This window comes from Streptomyces sp. NPDC045778 (genome assembly GCF_056431945.1).
In genome coordinates, this window is the sequence record NZ_JBWKJZ010000030.1 from 73,339 (window position 1) to 92,262 (window position 18,924).

General features: G+C 70.5%; 18 protein-coding genes. 1 reads left to right on the forward strand and 17 read right to left on the reverse strand.

Annotated features, from left to right (window positions below; translation table 11 throughout):
• Positions 1 to 383: 383 nt before the first annotated feature.
• The 12 genes from AC07GB_RS30730 to AC07GB_RS30785 form a co-directional block, all read right to left on the reverse strand.
• The gene (locus AC07GB_RS30730) at positions 384 to 3,227 is read right to left on the reverse strand and encodes a DEAD/DEAH box helicase (protein WP_478851122.1); all 2,844 of its coding nucleotides are present in this window, start codon (positions 3,225 to 3,227) and stop codon (positions 384 to 386) included.
• Positions 3,228 to 3,265: 38 nt separating this feature from the next.
• The gene (locus AC07GB_RS30735; protein WP_478851124.1) at positions 3,266 to 4,156 is read right to left on the reverse strand and encodes a diacylglycerol kinase; all 891 of its coding nucleotides are present in this window, start codon (positions 4,154 to 4,156) and stop codon (positions 3,266 to 3,268) included.
• A 102-nt stretch (positions 4,157 to 4,258) separates the two neighbouring features.
• Positions 4,259 to 5,155, reverse strand: coding sequence for a twin-arginine translocase subunit TatC (gene tatC / locus AC07GB_RS30740; protein WP_478851126.1), 897 nt, complete (start codon positions 5,153 to 5,155; stop codon positions 4,259 to 4,261).
• Between the two features lie 95 nt (positions 5,156 to 5,250).
• On the reverse strand, positions 5,251 to 5,538 hold the full coding sequence (gene tatA / locus AC07GB_RS30745; protein WP_478851128.1) for a Sec-independent protein translocase subunit TatA: 288 nt from the start codon (positions 5,536 to 5,538) through the stop codon (positions 5,251 to 5,253).
• Positions 5,539 to 5,876: 338 nt separating this feature from the next.
• Positions 5,877 to 6,074 (reverse strand): hypothetical protein, encoded by a 198-nt coding sequence (locus AC07GB_RS30750; RefSeq protein WP_478851130.1) that lies wholly within the window; start codon positions 6,072 to 6,074, stop codon positions 5,877 to 5,879.
• A gap of 9 nt (positions 6,075 to 6,083) precedes the next feature.
• Positions 6,084 to 6,344, reverse strand: a complete 261-nt coding sequence (locus tag AC07GB_RS30755; RefSeq protein ID WP_478851132.1) for a hypothetical protein — start codon at positions 6,342 to 6,344, stop codon at positions 6,084 to 6,086.
• 487 nt (positions 6,345 to 6,831) lie between these two features.
• Positions 6,832 to 7,902 carry a helix-turn-helix transcriptional regulator gene (locus tag AC07GB_RS30760; RefSeq protein WP_478851133.1) on the reverse strand — a complete coding sequence of 357 codons (1,071 nt, stop codon included), beginning with the start codon at positions 7,900 to 7,902 and terminating at the stop codon, positions 6,832 to 6,834.
• A gap of 17 nt (positions 7,903 to 7,919) precedes the next feature.
• Positions 7,920 to 9,014 carry a helix-turn-helix transcriptional regulator gene (locus tag AC07GB_RS30765; RefSeq protein WP_478851135.1) on the reverse strand — a complete coding sequence of 365 codons (1,095 nt, stop codon included), beginning with the start codon at positions 9,012 to 9,014 and terminating at the stop codon, positions 7,920 to 7,922.
• A 257-nt stretch (positions 9,015 to 9,271) separates the two neighbouring features.
• Complete coding sequence (locus tag AC07GB_RS30770) at positions 9,272 to 9,646, reverse strand: FKBP-type peptidyl-prolyl cis-trans isomerase (protein WP_399622817.1); 375 nt, start codon at positions 9,644 to 9,646, stop codon at positions 9,272 to 9,274.
• A 59-nt stretch (positions 9,647 to 9,705) separates the two neighbouring features.
• Complete coding sequence (locus AC07GB_RS30775) at positions 9,706 to 10,701, reverse strand: FKBP-type peptidyl-prolyl cis-trans isomerase (protein WP_478851137.1); 996 nt, start codon at positions 10,699 to 10,701, stop codon at positions 9,706 to 9,708.
• Positions 10,702 to 10,875: 174 nt separating this feature from the next.
• Entirely contained in the window at positions 10,876 to 12,237 is a 1,362-nt protein-coding gene (gene pafA / locus AC07GB_RS30780) for a Pup--protein ligase (protein ID WP_478851139.1), read from the reverse strand.
• A gap of 9 nt (positions 12,238 to 12,246) precedes the next feature.
• Positions 12,247 to 13,521: an MFS transporter gene (locus tag AC07GB_RS30785; protein ID WP_478851141.1), complete on the reverse strand. Its 1,275-nt coding sequence runs from the start codon at positions 13,519 to 13,521 to the stop codon at positions 12,247 to 12,249.
• Positions 13,522 to 13,671: 150 nt separating this feature from the next.
• Here AC07GB_RS30785 and AC07GB_RS30790 point away from each other — a divergent pair, with 150 nt between their 5' ends.
• Positions 13,672 to 14,733 carry a LacI family DNA-binding transcriptional regulator gene (locus AC07GB_RS30790; protein WP_478851143.1) on the forward strand — a complete coding sequence of 354 codons (1,062 nt, stop codon included), beginning with the start codon at positions 13,672 to 13,674 and terminating at the stop codon, positions 14,731 to 14,733.
• 40 nt (positions 14,734 to 14,773) lie between these two features.
• Here the strand turns inward: AC07GB_RS30790 and prcA are convergent, their stop codons facing one another.
• The 5 genes from prcA to dop form a co-directional block, all read right to left on the reverse strand.
• Positions 14,774 to 15,550, reverse strand: a complete 777-nt coding sequence (prcA, locus tag AC07GB_RS30795) for a proteasome subunit alpha (RefSeq protein WP_478851145.1) — start codon at positions 15,548 to 15,550, stop codon at positions 14,774 to 14,776.
• Positions 15,551 to 15,598: 48 nt separating this feature from the next.
• Positions 15,599 to 16,444 (reverse strand): proteasome subunit beta, encoded by an 846-nt coding sequence (prcB, locus tag AC07GB_RS30800; protein WP_478851147.1) that lies wholly within the window; start codon positions 16,442 to 16,444, stop codon positions 15,599 to 15,601.
• Positions 16,396 to 16,908 carry an endonuclease VII domain-containing protein gene (locus tag AC07GB_RS30805; protein ID WP_478851149.1) on the reverse strand — a complete coding sequence of 171 codons (513 nt, stop codon included), beginning with the start codon at positions 16,906 to 16,908 and terminating at the stop codon, positions 16,396 to 16,398. Before AC07GB_RS30805 ends, prcB begins: the two co-directional genes overlap by 49 nt.
• Before the next feature lie 103 nt (positions 16,909 to 17,011).
• The gene (locus AC07GB_RS30810; RefSeq protein WP_006350198.1) at positions 17,012 to 17,230 is read right to left on the reverse strand and encodes a ubiquitin-like protein Pup; all 219 of its coding nucleotides are present in this window, start codon (positions 17,228 to 17,230) and stop codon (positions 17,012 to 17,014) included.
• Positions 17,231 to 17,361: 131 nt separating this feature from the next.
• Positions 17,362 to 18,873: a depupylase/deamidase Dop gene (dop, locus tag AC07GB_RS30815; protein WP_478851151.1), complete on the reverse strand. Its 1,512-nt coding sequence runs from the start codon at positions 18,871 to 18,873 to the stop codon at positions 17,362 to 17,364.
• Positions 18,874 to 18,924: the final 51 nt, after the last annotated feature.

An 18,924-nucleotide genomic window follows, 5' to 3' on the forward strand; every position in this document is an offset into this window, starting at 1 on the left:
AGCACGAACAAGTGCGCGAATCTGTCGCAACTCGTTCAACTCGTCGCGCTCCGGGCGAGCTTAGTCCGCCCGCATCACGCTGGAGTCATATTCGGCAACCCTCTGCGAGCGCCCGCCAACACCCCTACACTCAGCCCTATTTACACGTATCGCGATCATTCGAACGCATGGAGTGAGGGCTTCGAACGGCGCCGTGCGAGCGCCGCCGCCCCGCCGACGGCCGCGCCCCGGCCCCCTGTACGACCCCGGGCCTCCCCCGTGTGTACGAGGCGGACGTCAACCCCCGGGGGCCCCGGCGGCCCCGGCCGGTACGCGAGTGGCCCCCGCCGAGTCACCCGGCGGGGGCCACACCTCAGGAACCGTCCGCGCCCGCGGCGCCCGGCTCAGCCGACGGAGCTGTACGCCACGACGCCGCGCAGCAGCTGATCGACCGCCTTGCGGGCGTTCCTCGCGACCGTGCTGCCCTCGCCGGACGCCGCCGCGGCGATCTGCCCGAGCACGTCGATGACCTGCTTGCACCAGCGCACGAAGTCACCAGCAGGCATCTCCGCCTCGCGCAGCACCTCGTCGAGGCCCTTGCCGCTCGCCCACATGTACGCCGCCCAGGCGAAGCCCAGGTCGGGCTCGCGCTGGCCGACGCCCTCGGTCTGGCTGATCCGGAACTCCTCCTCGATCGCGTCGAGGCGGCCCCAGATGCGGACCGTCTCGCCGAGCGCGGCCTTGGCCTTACCGGAGGGCAGTTTGGGCGCGAGCGCGTCGTCGCCGACCCGGGCCTCGTACACCAACGCCGAGACACACGCGGCCAGTTCGGCGGGGTCGAGGCCCTCCCACACCCGGGCGCGCAGGCATTCGCTGGCCAGCAGGTCCAGCTCGCCGTACAGCCGGGCGAGGCGCTTGCCGTGCTCGGTGACCTCGTCGCCGCGCAGATAGTCCAGCTCGGTGAGGAGGGCGACGATGCGGTCGAAGGTACGCGCGACGGTGTTCGTCCGGCCCTCGATGCGGCGCTCCAGCTGGTGCGTGTCGCGCTTGAGGCGGTAGTAGCGCTCGGCCCAGCGGGCGTGGTCCTCGCGCTCGTCACAGCCGTGGCAGGGGTGGGCGCGCAGCTCGGCGCGCAGCCGGGCGATCTCCCGGTCGTCGGCGGCGGCCGCGCGGCCCTTGCGGTGCCGCTCGGGCGCGATGTGCCCGGCCTTGGTGCGCAGCGCGGAGGCCAGGTCGCGCCGCGACTGCGGGGAGCGGGCGTTGAACGACTTGGGGATGCGCATCCGCTCCACGGGCTCCACCGGCACCGGGAAGTCCATCGCGGCGAGCCGCTTGACCTGCCGCTCGGCGGTGAGGACCAGGGGGCGGGGGCCGTCCTGGTGGTCGAAGCCCCGGTGGCCGTTGGCCCGCCCGGCGGGCAGGCCCGGGTCGAGGACCAGGGCGAGGCCCGCGTACTTGCCGGTCGGCACGTGGATCACATCGCCCGGCTTGAGCTTCTCCAGGGCGGCAGCGGCGGCGACCCTGCGCTGCACGGCACCCTGCTTGGCCAGCTCGGTCTCGCGGTCCTTCAGCTCCCTGCGCAGCCGCGCGTACTCCTCGAAGTCGCCGAGGTGGCAGGTCATGGAGGCCTTGTAGCCCTCAAGGCCCTCCTCGTTGCGCTGCACCTGGCGGGAGATGCCGACGACCGAGCGGTCCGCCTGGAACTGCGCGAAGGACGTCTCAAGGAGTTCGCGCGAGCGGTGCCGGCCGAACTGAGCGACCAGATTCACCGCCATGTTGTACGACGGCTTGAAGCTCGAGCGCAGCGGATAGGTGCGCGTGCCCGCGAGTCCCGCCAGGTGCTCGGGGCTCGTGGCGCGCTGCCAGAGCACCACCGCGTGGCCCTCGACGTCGATGCCCCGGCGCCCGGCGCGGCCGGTGAGCTGGGTGTACTCGCCGGGGGTGATGTCGGCGTGCTGCTCGCCGTTCCACTTCACGAGCTTTTCCAGGACGACGCTGCGCGCGGGCATGTTGATCCCGAGGGCGAGGGTCTCCGTGGCGAAGACGGCCTTGACCAGACCGCGGACGAACAGCTCCTCCACGACCTCCTTGAAGGTGGGCAGCATGCCCGCGTGGTGGGCGGCGATGCCGCGCTCCAGGCCCTCGAGCCACTCGTAGTACCCGAGGACGTGCAGGTCCTCGTTCGGAATGGAGGCCGTGCGCTCCTCCACCAGCTCGCGGACCGCAAGGCGCGCCGCGTCGTCGTTCAGCCGCAGGCCCGCGTGCAGGCACTGCTGGACGGCGGCCTCGCAGCCGGCGCGGCTGAAGATGAACGTGATGGCGGGCAGCAGGCCCTCGGCGTCCAGCCGCTCGATGACTTCGGGGCGCGAGGGGACCCAGACCCGGGACCGCTGGCGGCGCTCGCGCTCGCGGTCGGCCTCGCGGACCATCTTGCCCTTGCGGCGCTCGCGCGGGTTGTACCCCCGGCTGGCCTCGAGGCGGGCCATGCGGGTCAGGTCGGGGTTGACCGTCTTGCGGCGGCCCTCGCCCTCCTCGAAGAGATCGTACATCCGCCGTCCGGCGAGGACGTGCTGGAACAGCGGCACCGGCCGGTGCTCGGAGACGATCACTTCGGTGTCGCCCCGGACCGTGTCGAGCCAGTCGCCGAACTCCTCGGCGTTCGACACCGTGGCCGAGAGGGAGACCAGGGTGACCGACTCCGGCAGGTGGATGATCACTTCCTCCCAGACGGCACCGCGGAAGCGGTCCGAGAGGTAGTGCACCTCGTCCATGACCACATAGCCGAGGCCGAGCAACGACTGGGAGCCCGCATACAGCATGTTCCTCAGCACCTCGGTGGTCATCACGACCACCGGTGCCTCGGAGTTGACGCTGTTGTCACCGGTGAGGAGACCGACCTGGTCCGCGCCGTAGCGCTTGGCGAGGTCGGCGTACTTCTGGTTGGAGAGCGCCTTGATCGGCGTGGTGTAGAAACACTTCTTGCCCTGCTGGAGGGCGAGGTGCACGGCGAACTCGCCGACGATCGTCTTGCCGGAGCCGGTGGGCGCGGCGACCAGCACGCCCTTGCCCGCCTCGAGCGCCTGACAGGCCTCGATCTGGAAGGGGTCGAGGCCGAATTCGTACATCCCGCGGAAGGACGCGAGCGCGGTGGCCTGCTCGGCAGCGCGCTGCCGCGCTGCCGCATATCGCTCGGCCGGTGAGAGGTCCTCTGTCATCGTGCTTTCGAGCCTACCGGCCACCACCGACATCGGACGATCATTATCGGCGCCAGGGGAAACATCCCAGGTCAGGACCCCAGGACCCGTACGGCCGCGGGAACGCACTCGGCCGTCAGGGGGAGCGGTCCGAGCCGCTCCCCGTCGGCGTACGCGGTGACGTCCGGAGCCATGAGTTCGATCTTCGCGGCGCGGTGCACGGTGACCTTGGGGTGGTCCAGGTGCGTGCCCTTGTAGACGCGCGGGAACACCCTCAGGAGCGTGCCGCGACCGCAGGCGCCGACGACCGTGATGTCGAAGAGGCCGTCACTCAGGTCGGCCCCGGCGCAGATCCGCATGCCACCGCCGTACGAGGACCCGTTGCCGACGGCGACCAGCGTGGCCTCGATCTCGCACACCTCGCCGCCGTCGAGCGTGAGGCGGTACGGGATGGGCTTGAAGGCGGCCAGTTCGGCGACCGTCGCCAGGTCGTACTTGAGGCGTCCGGTGGGCCGGCGCATGCGGTTGCCGCGGTCGTTGACCCGCGAGTCGAAGCCGGCGGCGAGAACGGTGCCGAACCAGGTCCGCCCCACCCGGCCGAGGTCGACGTGCCGCACCCGGGCGCCCTTGAGCGCCTCGGCGACCAGGGCCCCGGCCGCGGCGGGCGCGCGCACGGGCAGGCCGAGGGCGCGCGCGAAGTCGTTGCCGGTGCCCACGGCGATCACGCCGAGCGGGGTACGGGTCCCGGCGACGGCCTGGAGGGCGAGGCTCACCATGCCGTCACCGCCGACGGCTATCAGCGCCCCGGTGCCGCCGTCGACGGCGGCACGGGCCCGGCGCAGCGCGTCCCCGGCGTCCTCGCCGATGACGGTGCGCACGGAGAACCCGGCCGCGCGCAGCGCCGCGGCGGCGGGCTGGGCGGCGCGCGCGCCCCGGCCCCGGCCCGCGGTGGGATTCACGAAGAGGGTGATCTCGCTGGTCACGGGGCGGACCCTACACAGCGCGCCGCCCGCCAACCAGAAGGGGCCGGACGCGGTGGGCGTCCGGCCCCTGTGCTGCTTGCGCGCTCTCGGTGGCGCCGCGGGTCAGGTGACGTCGTCGTAGCCGTTGTACTTCGGGGAGCGGCCGCCGTCGCCGTTCACCTGCTCGGGCAGGGCCTTGGCCGCGGGGACGGGCTCGATGTCGTCCACCGACTGCGGCGTGAGGTCGAGGTCGGAGGCCTCGTCGTCGTCCAGCTCCGCGTCCGGGTCGGAGCGGCGGCGACGCTTGTCGTTGAGGATGGAGAAGCCGACGGCCAGGAAGTACAGGACCACGATGGGGCCCGCGAGGGCGATCATGCCGAACGGGTCGGTCGTCGGGGTCGCCACGGCACCGAAGACGAAGACGCCCATCACGACACCGCGCCACCAGGTGAGCATGCGGCGTCCCGTGACGATCCCCGTCATGTTCAACATGACGAGCAGCAGGGGCAGTTCGAAGGAGACACCGAAGACCAGGACCATCCGGACGCTGAAGTCCAGGATCTTGTCCATGGGCAGGATGTTCTCCGAGCCGTCCGGAGTGATGCTCAGCAGCACCCGCATGCTGATGGGCATGATCTCGTACGCCAGCCAGGCGCCACCGAAGAACAGCGGCACGGCCGCGGCGACGAAGGCGTAGGTGTACTTGCGCTCGTGCTTGTGCAGCCCGGGCGCGACGAAGGCCCAGAGCTGGTACAGCCAGACGGGGCTGGCCACCACGACGCCGACCATGAGGGACACCTTCACCGTGGTGGTGAAGGGCGACAGCAGGTCCATGTACGCGACCTTGGCGCAGACACCGCCGGTGGTGGGCTTGCCCTCCACGCAGCGCGGCACCGGGTCGGAGAGGAACTCCATGAGTTCCTCGCTGTAGAACGCGGCGACGATCGACACGACGACGATCGCCAGCATTCCCTTCGCGAGCCGGTTGCGGAGCTCACGCAAATGATCCGCGAGAGGCATCCGCCCCTCGGGATCCCTCTCCTTCTTGCGGGCAGACTTGAGCAACCCACGTCCTCATCTCGTGCGGCAGGCCGACCGTCGGGGCCGGCCTTGGATCAGCGCTTCGTCGTGTGGTCGGTCGGCTCGGCGACCGGACGGGAGCTGCTCACATCGCCGGGAGCGGCCTGGATGGTGCGCTGCTGCGGGGCGGTGGCGTCGGCGGGCGGGTCGGCCGGGGCGGCCTCGTCCTGCTTGCCGTCCGACTTCATCGCCTTGGCCTCGCTCTTGAGGATGCGCGCCGACTTGCCGAGGGACCGGGCCATGTCCGGGAGCTTCTTCGCACCGAAGAGCAGGACCAGGATGACGAGGATCAGGATGATCTCGGTGGGGCCGAGCCTACCCATAGCTGTCTACCTTCTTCACCGAGGCGTCAGATTTCGGGACCGGCTGTCGGACAGTCGTCCGACCACCGGGCTTGGCAGCGATCGTAACCCCCTGGAGTAAACGCGGGGCAATCCCCGTGCATACTCCCAGTTGCGGCCCGCGCCTCACATTTCGGACCACTCAAGCAGCGTACCCGGAGGGTCGGGGCGGGCGGCAGGCCGCATGGGGGTCGGCGACGGCCACCTCGGCAAGTCGCCGCGCGGACCCGGCCGGTGCCCGCCCGCGCGCTCTGCCCGCGCCCCGGTCGGCACCCGCCCCCGCGCTCAGTCGATGTCCCGGTCGCCGCCCGCCCCGACGCTCAGCCGACGTCCCGGCCCGCGCGGGCCACTCCGGCCGCCGCCCGCTCCAGGTCCTCCGCCGCGCGGTTGATCCGCCGTGTGGTCTCGGTCACTTGGCGCCCGAGCCGCTGGGCCTCCACGAAGACCTTGATCGCGAACACACCCAGAACGGCGAGACCGCAGAATCCCACGGCCACCGCCAGCATCGCCCAGAACATGCGTCGAGCCTAGACGGTCGAGTGCAGGCGCAGCGTCCTTACCCCGCCGCCGGTGAGGAGTTCGACGATGCGCTCCCCCGCGGGCTTGCGCACGGCGGTGCCGCACTCGGGGCAGGTGAAGGAGTAGAACGTCGTGCGGCGGCTGGCACCGATCGCCAACCGGAGCGCGCCCGCCGCCAGTTCGAAGCGCGCGCGGCAGTCGGGGCAGGCGGCCTTGAAGAGGACCGCCACCGGACGGGGCGTAAGGGGCATCAGTGACATACTGCGCATGTCTCCTCGGCTCTGGTCTCCGCGCTCTCCACACTCCACCGCGCGGCCTGCGACGCACCACCGCGCGGGCGCCACGGCCCCGCCCCGGTCCGCCGCGCCACCGCCCCGCCGCCACGCCTCGGCACACGGTCGCACCTCGACCCGCGCCACCGCTTCGGCGCACGGTCGTGCCCCGGCGCACGGCCCCACCCGGACACGCGGTCGCACGTGGCAGAGGGGTCGCGTCGGGGCCCGGGGTCGCGCCCCGGCCGGAACTGGTCCGATGACCCACGGTCAGGCCCGGGCGCGAACCCGCCCGGCCACACACGGTCACGCCCTGACGAAAGCGGAAGGGGAATCCAGCTGCCGCCCCCGCGACCGCCGCGGACGGCACCGCTCCCCCGGACCCGGCCACGGCCACCGCCCGCCGGCCTCCGTGCCCCGGTGGAGGCGGCCCCGGCTCCCGGGTGCGGCGCTGCCGCGCGCTCCCTGGCCGGGCCTCGCGCCCTCACGCCCCACGCTCACCCGGCGCGCCGGAACCCGGCGCATCGGGCTCACGCCCGGCCCGCTCGCCCCGTCCGCCGTCGTAGTCGTAGGCGTAGTCGCGATCGTCGGGGTTCTCGTCGTACGCGGCCAGCGCCTCCCGGGCGGCCTGCCGTGCGCTGTCCGCTAGCCCCTGCGGCGAGACGATGCGCCCGTCGCCGCCCAGGCGCAGCGCGAGCCGGCGCAAGGATGCCGGGTCGGGGGTGCGCAGCGTGATGCGCAGACCGCCGTCGGGCAGCTCCTCCGCGCTGTCGTGGGGGTAGTACTCCGCGACCCAGCGACCGCCGGGCCCCACCTCCACGACCACCTCGGGATCCTCGGCGGCGGGCTGCACCAGCGCCTCCGACAGGTCCCGCAGCTCGATCTCCGGCGGCGCGGACGGCTCGTCCAGGACCTTGATCTCGGCGACCCGGTCGAGCCGGAAGGTGCGCCGCGCCTCGGAGCGGCGGCACCACGCCTCCACATAGGTGTGGCCGACGCTCACCAGGCGGATCGGGTCGATCTCGCGCTCGGTCAGCTCGTCGCGCGCGGGCGAGTAGTAGCGGATCCACAGCCTGCGCCGCTCCGAGATCGCCCGGTCCACGTCGGCGAAGACACCGCCCTCGGACTCGAAGGTCACCGAGAGCCGCGAGCTGGCCCCCGCCGCCTCACCTGCCGCCGCCTCCAGCTTCGCGGTGGCCCGCAGGAGCGCGAGCCGGTCGCTCTCGCGGAGGCCCGGCAGGGTCGCCACCGCGCGGGCCGCCACCAGCAGCGCCGTCGCCTCGTCGGCGGCGAGCCGCAGCGGCTCCGCCGCGTCCGCGCCGAGCGCGTCCGGGTTGTGCCACCAGATGCGGTCGCCGTCCGTGTCGATGTCGAGCAGGTCACCGCCCCGGAAGCTGGTGCCGCACAGCGGCAGCACGTCCAGGTCGGAGATCAGCTCGTCCTGGCTGATGCCGAAGGCCCGCGCGACGTCCGCGACGCGCGCACCGGGGCGCTCGCGCAGATACGTCACCAGGGACAGCATCCGCCGGGTCTGGTCGATGGCGTTCGCGGCCATTGCTCGCTCTCGTCCCCTCAGCCCTTGGCCACGGCGCGCAGCCGGTCCACCACGTCGGCCCGCAGCTCGGCGGGCTCAAGCACCACCACGTCGGGCCCGAACTCCACCAGCCAGGCATCCAGCCCGTGCCCGTAGGGAATCTCCAGCTCGTCCCAGCCGCCGTCCAGCTCCCGCGCGCCCACCGCCCGGGCCCGCAGCGGATAGCCCGCGCCCTTGCGCAGCCGGATCAGCGCGGTGCGGTCCGCCTTCTCGCCCGCCCAGCTCGCCACGGTCTCCCGCACCGTCACCACGTCGGGCACCTCGGCCCGGAACTTGCCGGCCCGGGAGCGGACCTTGCCCGTGATGCGCGAGAGCCGGAAGACCCGCTCGTCCTCGCGGTCACGGTCCCAGCCCGCCAGATACCAGTGGCCGCGCCAGCACTCCAGCGCCCACGGCTCGACGTGACGCTGCTCGGGCCGGGCCGCCGTCGCCTTGCGGTAGTCGAAGACCACAGGCCTGCGGTCACGGCAGGCCAGCATCAGAGGCTCGAACGCGGCCTCGTGCACCGGAATGCGCGGCTCAAGAGCGCCATGCGCCTCGTACGGGTCGACGCCCTCGGGCAGCCCCGCCGCCCGCAGCTTGTGCAGCGCACCGCTCGCGGCACCGGCGAGCCTCGCCTGCTGCCACACCTTCGCGGCCAGGCCGAGCGCGGCGGCCTCCTCGGCGTCGAGCGTGATCGGCGGCAGCCGGTTGCTGTCCCGACGGGCGAGATAACCCGTCTCGCCGTCCAGGTTCTCCACCGTCTCGATGACGAGGCCCAGCTCCCGCAGATCGTCCTTGTCGCGCTCGAACATGCGGTTGAAGGACTCCTCGGCCGCCGCGGCAGCGGCCCCCGGCCCGGTGGCCGCGCCCCTGCCGGCCCCGGCGGCACCCCGCCCGGGCCCGAAGGCCGCACCCCTACCCGGCCCGAAGGCCGCACCCCTACCCGGCCCGAAGGCCGCACCCCTACCCGGCCCGAAGGCCTCGACGTAAGCCTCGATCGACTCGCGAAGCTCGCGCTTGCTGAGCGGACGCCTCGTCCCGAGCAGGCACAGCGCCAGACTCATCAGCCGCTCGGCCTTGGCAATGGCCATCGACGCCCTTTCTCGGCCGTGCTCCCCGGTGGACGACCGCCCGCCGCCCCCAGGTGCCCCGCTCACCAGTGCTTCCGAATGATGACCGTACCGCCACGGCGTGTCGTGGCAAAAGCCGAGGGCACGGCGCACACCCCGGCGGGCGCCCGTCAGCGGTGACGGAAGAAGACGGGAGGGCCCGCGCCGACACCGGCACAGGCCCTCCACGCGACACTCCGGCCGCGCGGCACAAGCCGCCGCGGCCCCTGTCGGCCGTCTCAGACGGACACGAGGTCACAGACGAAGATCAGCGTCTCGCCCGGGGCGATGCGGCCGCCACCGGCGCCACGGTCGCCGTACGCCAGGTGCGCCGGGATCGTCAGCCTGCGGCGCCCGCCGACCTTCATGCCCTGCACGCCCTGGTCCCAGCCCGCGATGACCTGACCGGCACCGAGCTGGAACTCCAGCGGGTTGCCGCGGTTCCAGGAGGCGTCGAACTCCTCACCGGAGGAGAAGGACACGCCCACGTAGTGGACCTTGACGAAGTCGCCCGCCTTGGCCACCGCGCCGTCGCCCTCCCACAGGTCGACGATCTCCAGCTCGGTGGGGGCCTCGCCCTCGGGGAAGTCGATCTCGGGCTTGTCGATGTTCACGTGACTAGCTCCTGCTCATAGCGATAAGGACAACCGGGACAGTCTGCCATCCCCGGGCCTCACATCTTCGCGAGGATGTCCACCGAAAAGACGAGCGTGGAGTCCTTCTTGATGGGGCTGCCCTGCGGCGGCTTGTCCGCGTACCCGTCCTTCGGCGGGACGACGACCAGGACGCGGCTGCCGACCTTCTTGCCGACCAGGCCCTGGCGCCAGCCCGGAATGACCTGGGCGAGCTGGAACTGCGCGAGCCGACCGCTCTTGTACGAGGAGTCGAACTCCTTGCCGTCGGCCCACAGCACGCCCTTGTACTGGCACAGGAGCGTGTCGCTCTCCTTGACCTCGTCGCCCTCACCCTCGATGACGTAGCTCGCGACGACCTTCTTGGGGGCGGCCGCCTTCGGCACGTCGACCTTGGGGGCCTTGCCGTCGGTGTTCGTCCCGACCTTCGGCAGGTCCTTGTCGTCCTGGGCCACGTCGTCGCCCTTGGCGGAACTCTTCGGGCCGTACGTGTTCACGATGTCGACGACGAAGACCAGGGTGTCCGTGCCCTTGATGCCCGCCTGCTTGTTGCCCTCCTTGCCGTAACCGAGGACCGGGGGGATGGCCAGCTCGACGCGGCTGTCGACCTTCTTGCCGACCAGGCCCTGGTCCCAGCCCGGAATGACCTGACCGACGCCGATCGGGAAGATCGTGGGCGCCTTGCGGTCGTAGGAGTTGTCGAACACCTTCGCGGTGTCCCAGATCTGGCCCAGGTAGTGGGCCTGGAGATAGTCGCCCTTGGCGACCTCGACGCCCTTGCCCGCGATGATCGTCTTCACCGCGAGATCGGAGGACGGCTTGCCGGAACCCTTGGCCACCGTCGGCTTCTGGCCGAACTTCGTGCCCTTCGTGATCTCGGGCACAGGGCCGTCGACGATCTTGCCCTTGGGCGGCGTGGAGTTCGTCGGGGAGCTGCTGTCCTTGGACTTGGCCTTGTCGGACTTCTTGTCGTCACCACATCCGGCCAGGGTCAGCAGGCCGGCCGGAACGGCCAGGAGGAGTGAGCGTCGGCGCACGGTGGGGGCCTCGTATCGTTCGATCTTGTCAGTTGGCGTGCGCGCAACTCTACGCAGTGAGAAGGGCGCCGCACGAGGAACGTGCGGCGCCCCGCGTTGCGTTCCCGCCACGCACTGACGTCTCATCCGCCCCGAGGGGCGGCCGAACAGCGGCGGGCCGGGCCCGCCGCACCCTCACATCCCGGCGATGAGCTTCTCCACCCGGTCGTCCACCGAACGGAACGGGTCCTTGCACAACACCGTGCGCTGCGCCTGGTCGTTCAGCTTCAGGTGCACCCAGTCGACCGTGAAGTCCCGGCGCTGCTCCTGGGCCCTGCGGATGAAGTCACCGCGCAGCCGCGCCCGGGTCGTCTGCGGCGGCACCGACTTGCCCTCGAAGATCTTCAAGTCGTTGCAGATCCGGGCGGCTTGCCCCTTGCGCTCCAGGAGGTAGTACAGGCCCCGGCGGCGGTGGATGTCGTGGTACGCGAGGTCTATCTGCGCGACCCTCGGGTGCGACATCGTCATGTTGTTCTTCGCCCGGTACCGCTCGATGAGCTTGTACTTCATCACCCAGTCGATCTCCGTGGCGATGCGGTCCAGGTCCTCGGACTCGATCGACTCCAGGGTGCGGCCCCACAGCTCCAGGACACGCTCGACCGTGCCCGTGCGGATCCCGCGGCGCTCGACGAAGTCCACCGCTTTCTCGTAGTACTCCCGCTGGACCTCGAGGGCCGAGGCCTCCCTGCCGCTGGCGAGACGGACCTTGCGCCGGCCCGTCGTGTCGTGGCTGACCTCGCGGATCGCCCGGATCGGGTTCTCCAGGGTCAGGTCCCGCATCACCGTGCCCGCCTCGATCATGCGCAGCACCAGATCGGTCGCGCCGACCTTCAGGAGCATCGTCGTCTCGGACATGTTCGAATCGCCGACGATCACGTGCAGGCGGCGATAGCGCTCGGCGTCCGCGTGCGGCTCGTCACGCGTGTTGATGATGGGCCGGGAGCGCGTCGTCGCCGAGGACACACCCTCCCAGATGTGCTCCGCCCGCTGACTCACGCAGTAGACGGCACCTCGCGGCGTCTGGAGCACCTTGCCCGCGCCGCACAGCAACTGCCGCGTGACGAGGAACGGAATCAGGATGTCCGCGAGACGCGAGAACTCACCGTGCCGCGCCACGAGATAGTTCTCATGGCAACCATACGAGTTTCCCGCCGAGTCGGTGTTGTTCTTGAACAGATAGACGTCGCCCGCGATTCCCTCCTCGTGCAAGCGGCGCTCGGCGTCGACGAGCAGGCCCTCCAGAATGCGCTCGCCGGCCTTGTCGTGGGTGACCAGCTCGGTCACGTTGTCACACTCGGGTGTCGCGTATTCCGGGTGTGAGCCCACGTCGAGATACAGACGGGCGCCGTTCCGCAGAAAGACGTTGCTGCTGCGGCCCCATGACACAACACGGCGGAAGAGGTAGCGCGCCACTTCGTCAGGCGACAGACGGCGCTGTCCCCTGAACGTGCACGTGACACCGTACTCGTTCTCCAGCCCGAAAATGCGGCGGTCCATGCCAGAACATTACGCCCGATGCCCCGCACTGAAACCGGGTTCGACAGTACCGTTTCGATCAGTTTCCGAAGCGCTCACACCTGCCTCGGCCGCGACGACCACACCCGCACCACGCACCGCGAGCACCCTCCTGGTGCTCAACAGCACCACCACGGCGGCCACCCCGGCGATGCCCGGCACCGCGAAACCCCACTCCGCGCCACCCCGCTCCACCACCGGCCCACCGGCCGCCGTACCCACCGCCGTACCCACCGTGAACGTCGTCACCAACCACGAGAACGCCTCCGTGACCGTGCCCCGCGGAGCGTGCCGGTCCACCACGATGAACGCACACGCCAACGCCGGCGCCAGGAACACCCCCGCCAGCGAGGTCAGCACCACCATCCCCACCGCACCCGGCGTCAGCACCAGCGGCAGATAGAAGACCGCGAGCAACGCCACCAGGACCACAAGCCGCCGCTCCGGCACACCGCTCCACTGCCGCGCCCCGTAGACCACACCACCGAGCAGCGCCCCGAGACCCAGGCCCGCCATCATCCAGCCGTACACCGCGTCGCCACCATGCCCGTCCGCGTAGCTGACCCCCGCCACCGTGATCGCCCCGAGCGCCGTCCCCACGCACAGGAACGCCCCGAGGAGCGCGAGCAGCCCCGGCGAGCGCAGGGCCCCGAGCCAATGCGCCTCCCGGGGCGCCGAACGCCACGCACGCGAAGGCCGCGACACCACCACCGACAGCGCACCGAGCACCCCGACGGCGTTCACCACGAGCAGCGCCGCCTGCGCCGACCACAGCGACACGATGCCCGTCACCAGCAACGGCCCGACCGTGAACATCACTTCCTGCGCCACCGCGTCCATCGCGTACGCCGTGTGCACCTGCTCCTCCTTGCCGAGCACGTCCGACCACAGCGCCCGCAGACCGCCCTCCAGAGGCGGCGTGAACACCCCGGCGATCACCATGGCGAGATACGCGGCCACCGGCACGTCCGGCCCGGTGGCCGCGAACAAGGCCATGCCCAGCGCCGACGCCACCGCCGACGGCAGCATCACCCGCGGCTGCCCGTACAGGTCCACCAGCCGCCCGAGGAGGGGCTGCCCCACGGCCGTCGCCACCCCGTACACCGCCGCGAGCGCACCCGCCAGGCTGTACGTCCCACCCTCCGCGCGCACGAAGAGGACGATGGCGATCGCCGCCGTCGCGTTGGGCAAGCGCCCCACGAGCGTGCCCGCGAGCAGCCGCGTCGCGTACCGCGCGCGCAGGATCTCGCCGTAACCGGAAGCCATCAGTTAGCTCTCCTCGCCCGCCCGTGCGCCGCAGCGCCCCAAGTGTTACGTATAACGTCGCGGGGTCATACGTACCATGAGCGCTGTCCACAGTCCACCGAGCACACCGCCCCCCGGCGGCCACCGCCCCGCACCCACCAGGAGACGTCCGTGGCAAGGCCCCAGCACGACACCACGGCCCCCCGCCCCACCAGCCGCGACGTGGCCCGCGCCGCCGGCGTCTCCCAAGCCACCGTCTCCCTCGTCCTCGGCGACAAATGGCACGGCCGCGTCGCCGAACGCACCGCGGAACGCGTCCGCACCGCCGCCCGCGAACTCGGCTATCGCCCCAACCTCGCCGCCCGCAACCTCCGCCTGGGCCACACCCGCACCGCCCTCCTCGTCGTCCCCGCCCTCACCAACGAGTTCTTCGCCCGCCTCCACACCGGCGCCGCCCGCGTCGCCGCCCGCCACGGCTTCAGCGTCGTCCTCTACCCCTCCCCCGACAGCGTCGGCCCCAGCGGCTCCACCACCCAGGCCTCCCGCGTCAACGACCCCTTCGGCTCCGCCCGCGCCGCCCTCGACGGCGTCCTCGCCTCCTCCATGGCCTCCGAAGCCCTCGCCACCCTCCGCGGCGACGCCCTCCCCCTCGTCATGCTCGACAGCGACCCCACCCACAGCCTCGGCGCCGCCACCGTCAACCTCGACATCGCCGACGGCACCCGCCAAGCCACCGAGCACCTCCTCGCCCTCGGCCACCGCGACCTGCTCCACCTCACCGCCGACATCGACTCCTGGACCTTCGACGTACGCCGCCACACCCTCGCCGCCACCCTCCACGGCACCGGCGCACGCCACACCACCGTCAAAGCCGCCCTCACCGTCGACGACGCCCGCACCGCCACCGAGGCCGCCCTCACCGCACCCGGCCCCCGGCCCACCGCCCTCATCTGCGACGATGACGTCCTCGCCGCAGGCGCCTGCAAAGCCGCGCGCCGCCTCGGCCTGCACGTCCCGGACGACCTCAGCGTCACCGGCTTCGACGACCTCACCCTCGCCACCGCCGTCGAACCCGAACTCACCACCGTCCGCCTGCCCGCCGAGGACTTCGGCGAACAAGCCATGACCACCCTCCTCGACGTCCTCGCAGGACACACCCCCGACCCCGCACCCCTGCCCGTCCAGCTCGTCGTCCGCGGCTCCACAGCACAAAGCCCCGCACCCCGGCGCTGACGCACCGGAACACGGGGCTCTGCCTCACCCGACCCGCGGGCTACTCCTGCGACGAACCGCCCCCGGAACCCTCACCCGGCCCGGCCTCGGCATCCGCGTCCGAAGACGCCTCCGCCGCCTCACCACCGAGCAAACGCTCCAGCTGACGACCCACGATCCGCTTGAACTTACGCTGCTGCGGACGCGTACGATCCAGCACCGCCACCTCAAGACGCTCCGCCGGAATCTCCCGCTCACTGCCGTTCGTATCCCGCGACAGCGACTGCACCGCCAGCTTCAGCGCCTCCGCGAGGGTCATCCCGTCCCGATGCCGCTGATCCAGATACGTACTGATCTGCTCCGCATTACCACCCACCGCGACCGAGCCGTGCTCGTCCACGATCGAGCCGTCATGCGGCAGCCGATAGATCTGGTCCCCGTCCGGAGTCGTGCCCACCTCCGCGACGACCAGCTCCACCTCGTACGGCTTCTCCGCGTTGGACGAGAAAATCGTGCCCAACGTCTGCGCGTACACGTTCGCCAGACCACGGGCCGTCACATCATCACGGTCGTACGTATACCCCCGCAGATCCGCGTACCGCACACCACCGATACGGAGGTTCTCGTACTCGTTGTACTTACCAGCCGCCGCGAAACCGATCCGGTCATAGATCTCGCTGAACTTATGCAGCGCACGGGACGGGTTCTCACCGACGAACACAATGCCGTCGGCATACTGCAGCACAACCAGACTACGACCGCGAGCGATGCCCTTACGGGCATACTCCGCCCGATCGGCCATGGCCTGCTGGGGTGAGACATAGAACGGCGTCGACACCGGCTACCCGTCCCTTTCTGTCAAAACTTCACAACAACAACGGAGTACTCAGAGCAGTGCTGCGCGCGGCCCGTCCGGCTGCTCAAGACGCCGCTCCAGAATCGAGCGCGCGATCGCGGAGGACTCCTCCTCCGACAGCCTCCGGAAGCCCTCCTCGGAGATCACCGTCACGATGGGATAGATCCGGCGCGCCACATCCGGGCCACCGGTCGCGGAATCGTCGTCCGCCGCGTCGTACAGCGCCTGCACGACCAGCGTCGTCGCCTGCTCCTCCGTCAGGTCGTCGCGGTACAGCTTCTTCATGGCGCCGCGCGCGAACACCGAACCGGAACCCGTGGCCGCGAAGCCGTGCTCCTCGCTGCGGCCACCCGTCACGTCGTACGAGAAGATCCGGCCCCGCTCGCGGTCCACGTCATACCCCGCGAACAACGGGACCACGGCCAGGCCCTGCATCGCCATGCCCAGATTGCTCCGGATCATGGTCGACAGACGGTTCGCCTTGCCCTCCAGGGAGAGCTGGGCACCCTCCACCTTCTCGAAGTGCTCCAGCTCCAACTGGAACAGCTTGACCATCTCCACGGCCAGACCGGCCGTACCGGCGATGCCCACCGCCGAGTACTCGTCCGCCGGGAAGACCTTCTCGATGTCACGCTGAGCGATCACATTGCCCATCGTCGCTCGCCGGTCACCGGCGAGCACGACACCGCCCGGGAACGTCGTCGCCACGATGGTCGTGCCGTGCGGCGCCTCGATCACGCCTTGCGTCGGCGGCAACGTCCGCCTGCCCGGCAGCAGTTCCGGCTGGTGCGTGCCGAGGAAGTCCATGAAGGACGAGGACCCAGGCGTCAGGAAGGCAGCCGGTAGACGCCCGGTGCTACGAGTGTTGGCTTCCACGGGTTTCCTTCCAAGTAGCTGATGGCCCGACGGAGGGCGTCGGGATCGTCTCCCAACTTGCCGATGGCCGAATTGCAGTTGAAGCACAGTACGCCACGGACCTTACCCGTCTCGTGACAGTGATCCACATGCGCGGGCGGAGCCTTGAGACAGATCACGCAGAGCCACTTCTGCTCGGCGATCATCTCGTCGCGCTGCGCTTCGGTGAGGCCGTATTGGCGCTTGAGGTGGCCTGCGCGTCCCTTAATCGCCTTGCACGACTTGCAGAGCGTGGCCAGGCCGTCTGAAGCACTGCTGTTTCGGCCCCACTCGCTGTGCGGTTTGGTTTCGCCACAAGTGCGGCAAAACTTGTGCCCTGCGGGGGTCTCGACCCTGGGCCTCACGTTCCTGCCGCGAGCGAGTTGGCGCGCCTGGTGATAGGCCGCAGCGCACTCGCGGCAATAGACCTGAAGTCCGTCCCGCATGGATCTGTTGCTGGCAAACGCCTCATGCGGCTTCCACTTGTCACATCGAGGGCACCGCTTAGATTCGCTCACCTCACGCCCCGCCTTCGAAACGAAGGTGGATTCACTCCCCGCCCTTCTGAACGAAGCTTCGAACGAAGTCCTCTGCGTTCTCCTCCAGGACATCGTCAATTTCGTCCAGTACCGAGTCGACGTCGTCGCTCAGCTTCTCCTGGCGTTCCTTGAGGTCCTCGGAAGCCTGCGCGTCCTGGGTCTGCTCCTCGACCTCCTCGGTGGAACGCGTCGCCTTCTGCTGTCCGCCGCCGGTGTCCTTGGTCGCCATCTACCTCACCCCGCTCGGTTAGACGTTCTTGATCAGACCCTACAATCCGGGTCCGACATCGGCCCCGCACTTCATGGAACGTGCGGGGCCCACCTGTGTGATTCCCCGGCCGTCGCGCTTTCAGCCGCGGTTCAGCCTCCGGAGAGCACGCGGACCAGATCTTCCGCCGTGCGGCACCGGTCGAGCAGCTCCTTCACGTGATTACGCGTTCCGCGAAGGGGCTCCAGGGTCGGGACCCGCTGGAGGGAGTCCCGGCCGGGAAGGTCGAAGATCACCGAGTCCCAGGAGGCAGCCGCGACGTCGTCGGCGTACTGCTCCAGACAGCGGCCGCGGAAGTAGGCGCGGGTGTCCTCGGGGGGCTTGGTGCGGGCCCGCTCGACGTCGGACTCGTCCAGGAGCCGCTTCATCTTGCCGCGGGCCGCGAGGCGGTTGTAGAGGCCCTTCTCGGGGCGCACGTCGGCGTACTGGAGGTCGACGAGGTGCAGCCGGGCGGCGTCCCAGTCGAGGCCGTCGCGGCGGCGGTAGCCCTCCATGAGTTCCCGCTTGGCGACCCAGTCGAGTTCCCCGGAGAGGCTCATGGGGTCGTGCTCCAGGCGGTTGAGGACGTCTTCCCAGCGGGCCAGGACGTCCTTGGTCTGGTCGTCGGCGTCGGCTCCATAACGCTCTTCGACGTACTTACGGGCCAGCTCGAAGTACTCCATCTGGAGTTGTACGGCTGTCAGGGTGCGGCCGCTACGGAGAGTGATCAGGTGCTGGAGTGACGGGTCGTGGGAGACCTGGTGGAGGGTGCGGACGGGCTGGTCGACGGCGAGGTCCACGGCGATGAAGCTGTCCTCGATCATGGCGAGGACGAGGGAGGTGGTGCCCAGCTTCAGGTAGGTGGAGATCTCGGAGAGGTTGGCGTCGCCGATGATCACGTGCAGGCGGCGGTACTTCTCGGCGTCGGCGTGGGGCTCGTCGCGGGTGTTGATGATGGGGCGCTTGAGGGTGGTCTCCAGGCCGACCTCGACCTCGAAGTAGTCGGCGCGCTGGCTGATCTGGAAGCCGTGTTCATGGCCGTCCTGGCCGATGCCGACGCGGCCCGCCCCGGTGACGACCTGGCGGGAGACGAAGAAGGGCGTGAGGTGGCGCACGATGTCCGAGAAGGGGGTTTCCCGCTTCATCAGGTAGTTCTCGTGCGTGCCGTAGGAGGCGCCCTTGTTGTCGGTGTTGTTCTTGTAGAGGTGGATGGGCTGGGCGCCGGGGAGCTGGGCGGCGCGCTCGGCGGCCTCGGCCATGATGCGTTCGCCGGCCTTGTCCCAGAGGACGGCGTCGCGGGGGTTGGTGACCTCGGGCGCGCTGTACTCGGGGTGTGCGTGGTCGACGTAGAGGCGTGCCCCGTTGGTGAGGATGACGTTGGCGAGGCCGATGTCCTCGTCGGTGAGCTGGCTGGCGTCGGCGGCTTCGCGGGCGAGGTCGAAGCCCCGTGCGTCCCGCAGCGGGTTCTCCTCCTCGAAGTCCCAGCGGGCGCGTCGCGCCCGGTGCATCGCCGCGGCGTAGGCGTTGACGATCTGGGACGAGGTGAGCATGGCATTGGCGTTGGGGTGGCCGGGGACGGAGATTCCGTACTCCGTCTCGATGCCCATTACTCGCCGTACGGTCATGCGGCCCTCCTTGCCCGGCGGCGCCCTCGGTCGGGGGCGCAGCTCAAGTAC

Excerpts from the sequence above, each read along its gene's own strand:
- AC07GB_RS30730 (WP_478851122.1), bottom strand. The coding sequence starts at position 3,227 with ATGTCGGTGGTGGCCGGTAGGCTCGAAAGCACGATGACAGAGGACCTC.
- tatC (WP_478851126.1), bottom strand. The coding sequence starts at position 5,155 with ATGCCTCTCGCGGATCATTTGCGTGAGCTCCGCAACCGGCTCGCGAAG.
- tatA (WP_478851128.1), bottom strand. The coding sequence starts at position 5,538 with ATGGGTAGGCTCGGCCCCACCGAGATCATCCTGATCCTCGTCATCCTG.
- AC07GB_RS30750 (WP_478851130.1), bottom strand. The coding sequence starts at position 6,074 with ATGTTCTGGGCGATGCTGGCGGTGGCCGTGGGATTCTGCGGTCTCGCC.
- AC07GB_RS30755 (WP_478851132.1), bottom strand. The coding sequence starts at position 6,344 with ATGCGCAGTATGTCACTGATGCCCCTTACGCCCCGTCCGGTGGCGGTC.
- AC07GB_RS30760 (WP_478851133.1), bottom strand. The coding sequence starts at position 7,902 with ATGGCCGCGAACGCCATCGACCAGACCCGGCGGATGCTGTCCCTGGTG.
- AC07GB_RS30765 (WP_478851135.1), bottom strand. The coding sequence starts at position 9,014 with ATGGCCATTGCCAAGGCCGAGCGGCTGATGAGTCTGGCGCTGTGCCTG.
- pafA (WP_478851139.1), bottom strand. The coding sequence starts at position 12,237 with ATGGACCGCCGCATTTTCGGGCTGGAGAACGAGTACGGTGTCACGTGC.
- AC07GB_RS30785 (WP_478851141.1), bottom strand. The coding sequence starts at position 13,521 with ATGGCTTCCGGTTACGGCGAGATCCTGCGCGCGCGGTACGCGACGCGG.
- AC07GB_RS30805 (WP_478851149.1), bottom strand. The coding sequence starts at position 16,908 with ATGCGGGACGGACTTCAGGTCTATTGCCGCGAGTGCGCTGCGGCCTAT.
- AC07GB_RS30810 (WP_006350198.1), bottom strand. The coding sequence starts at position 17,230 with ATGGCGACCAAGGACACCGGCGGCGGACAGCAGAAGGCGACGCGTTCC.
- dop (WP_478851151.1), bottom strand. The coding sequence starts at position 18,873 with ATGACCGTACGGCGAGTAATGGGCATCGAGACGGAGTACGGAATCTCC.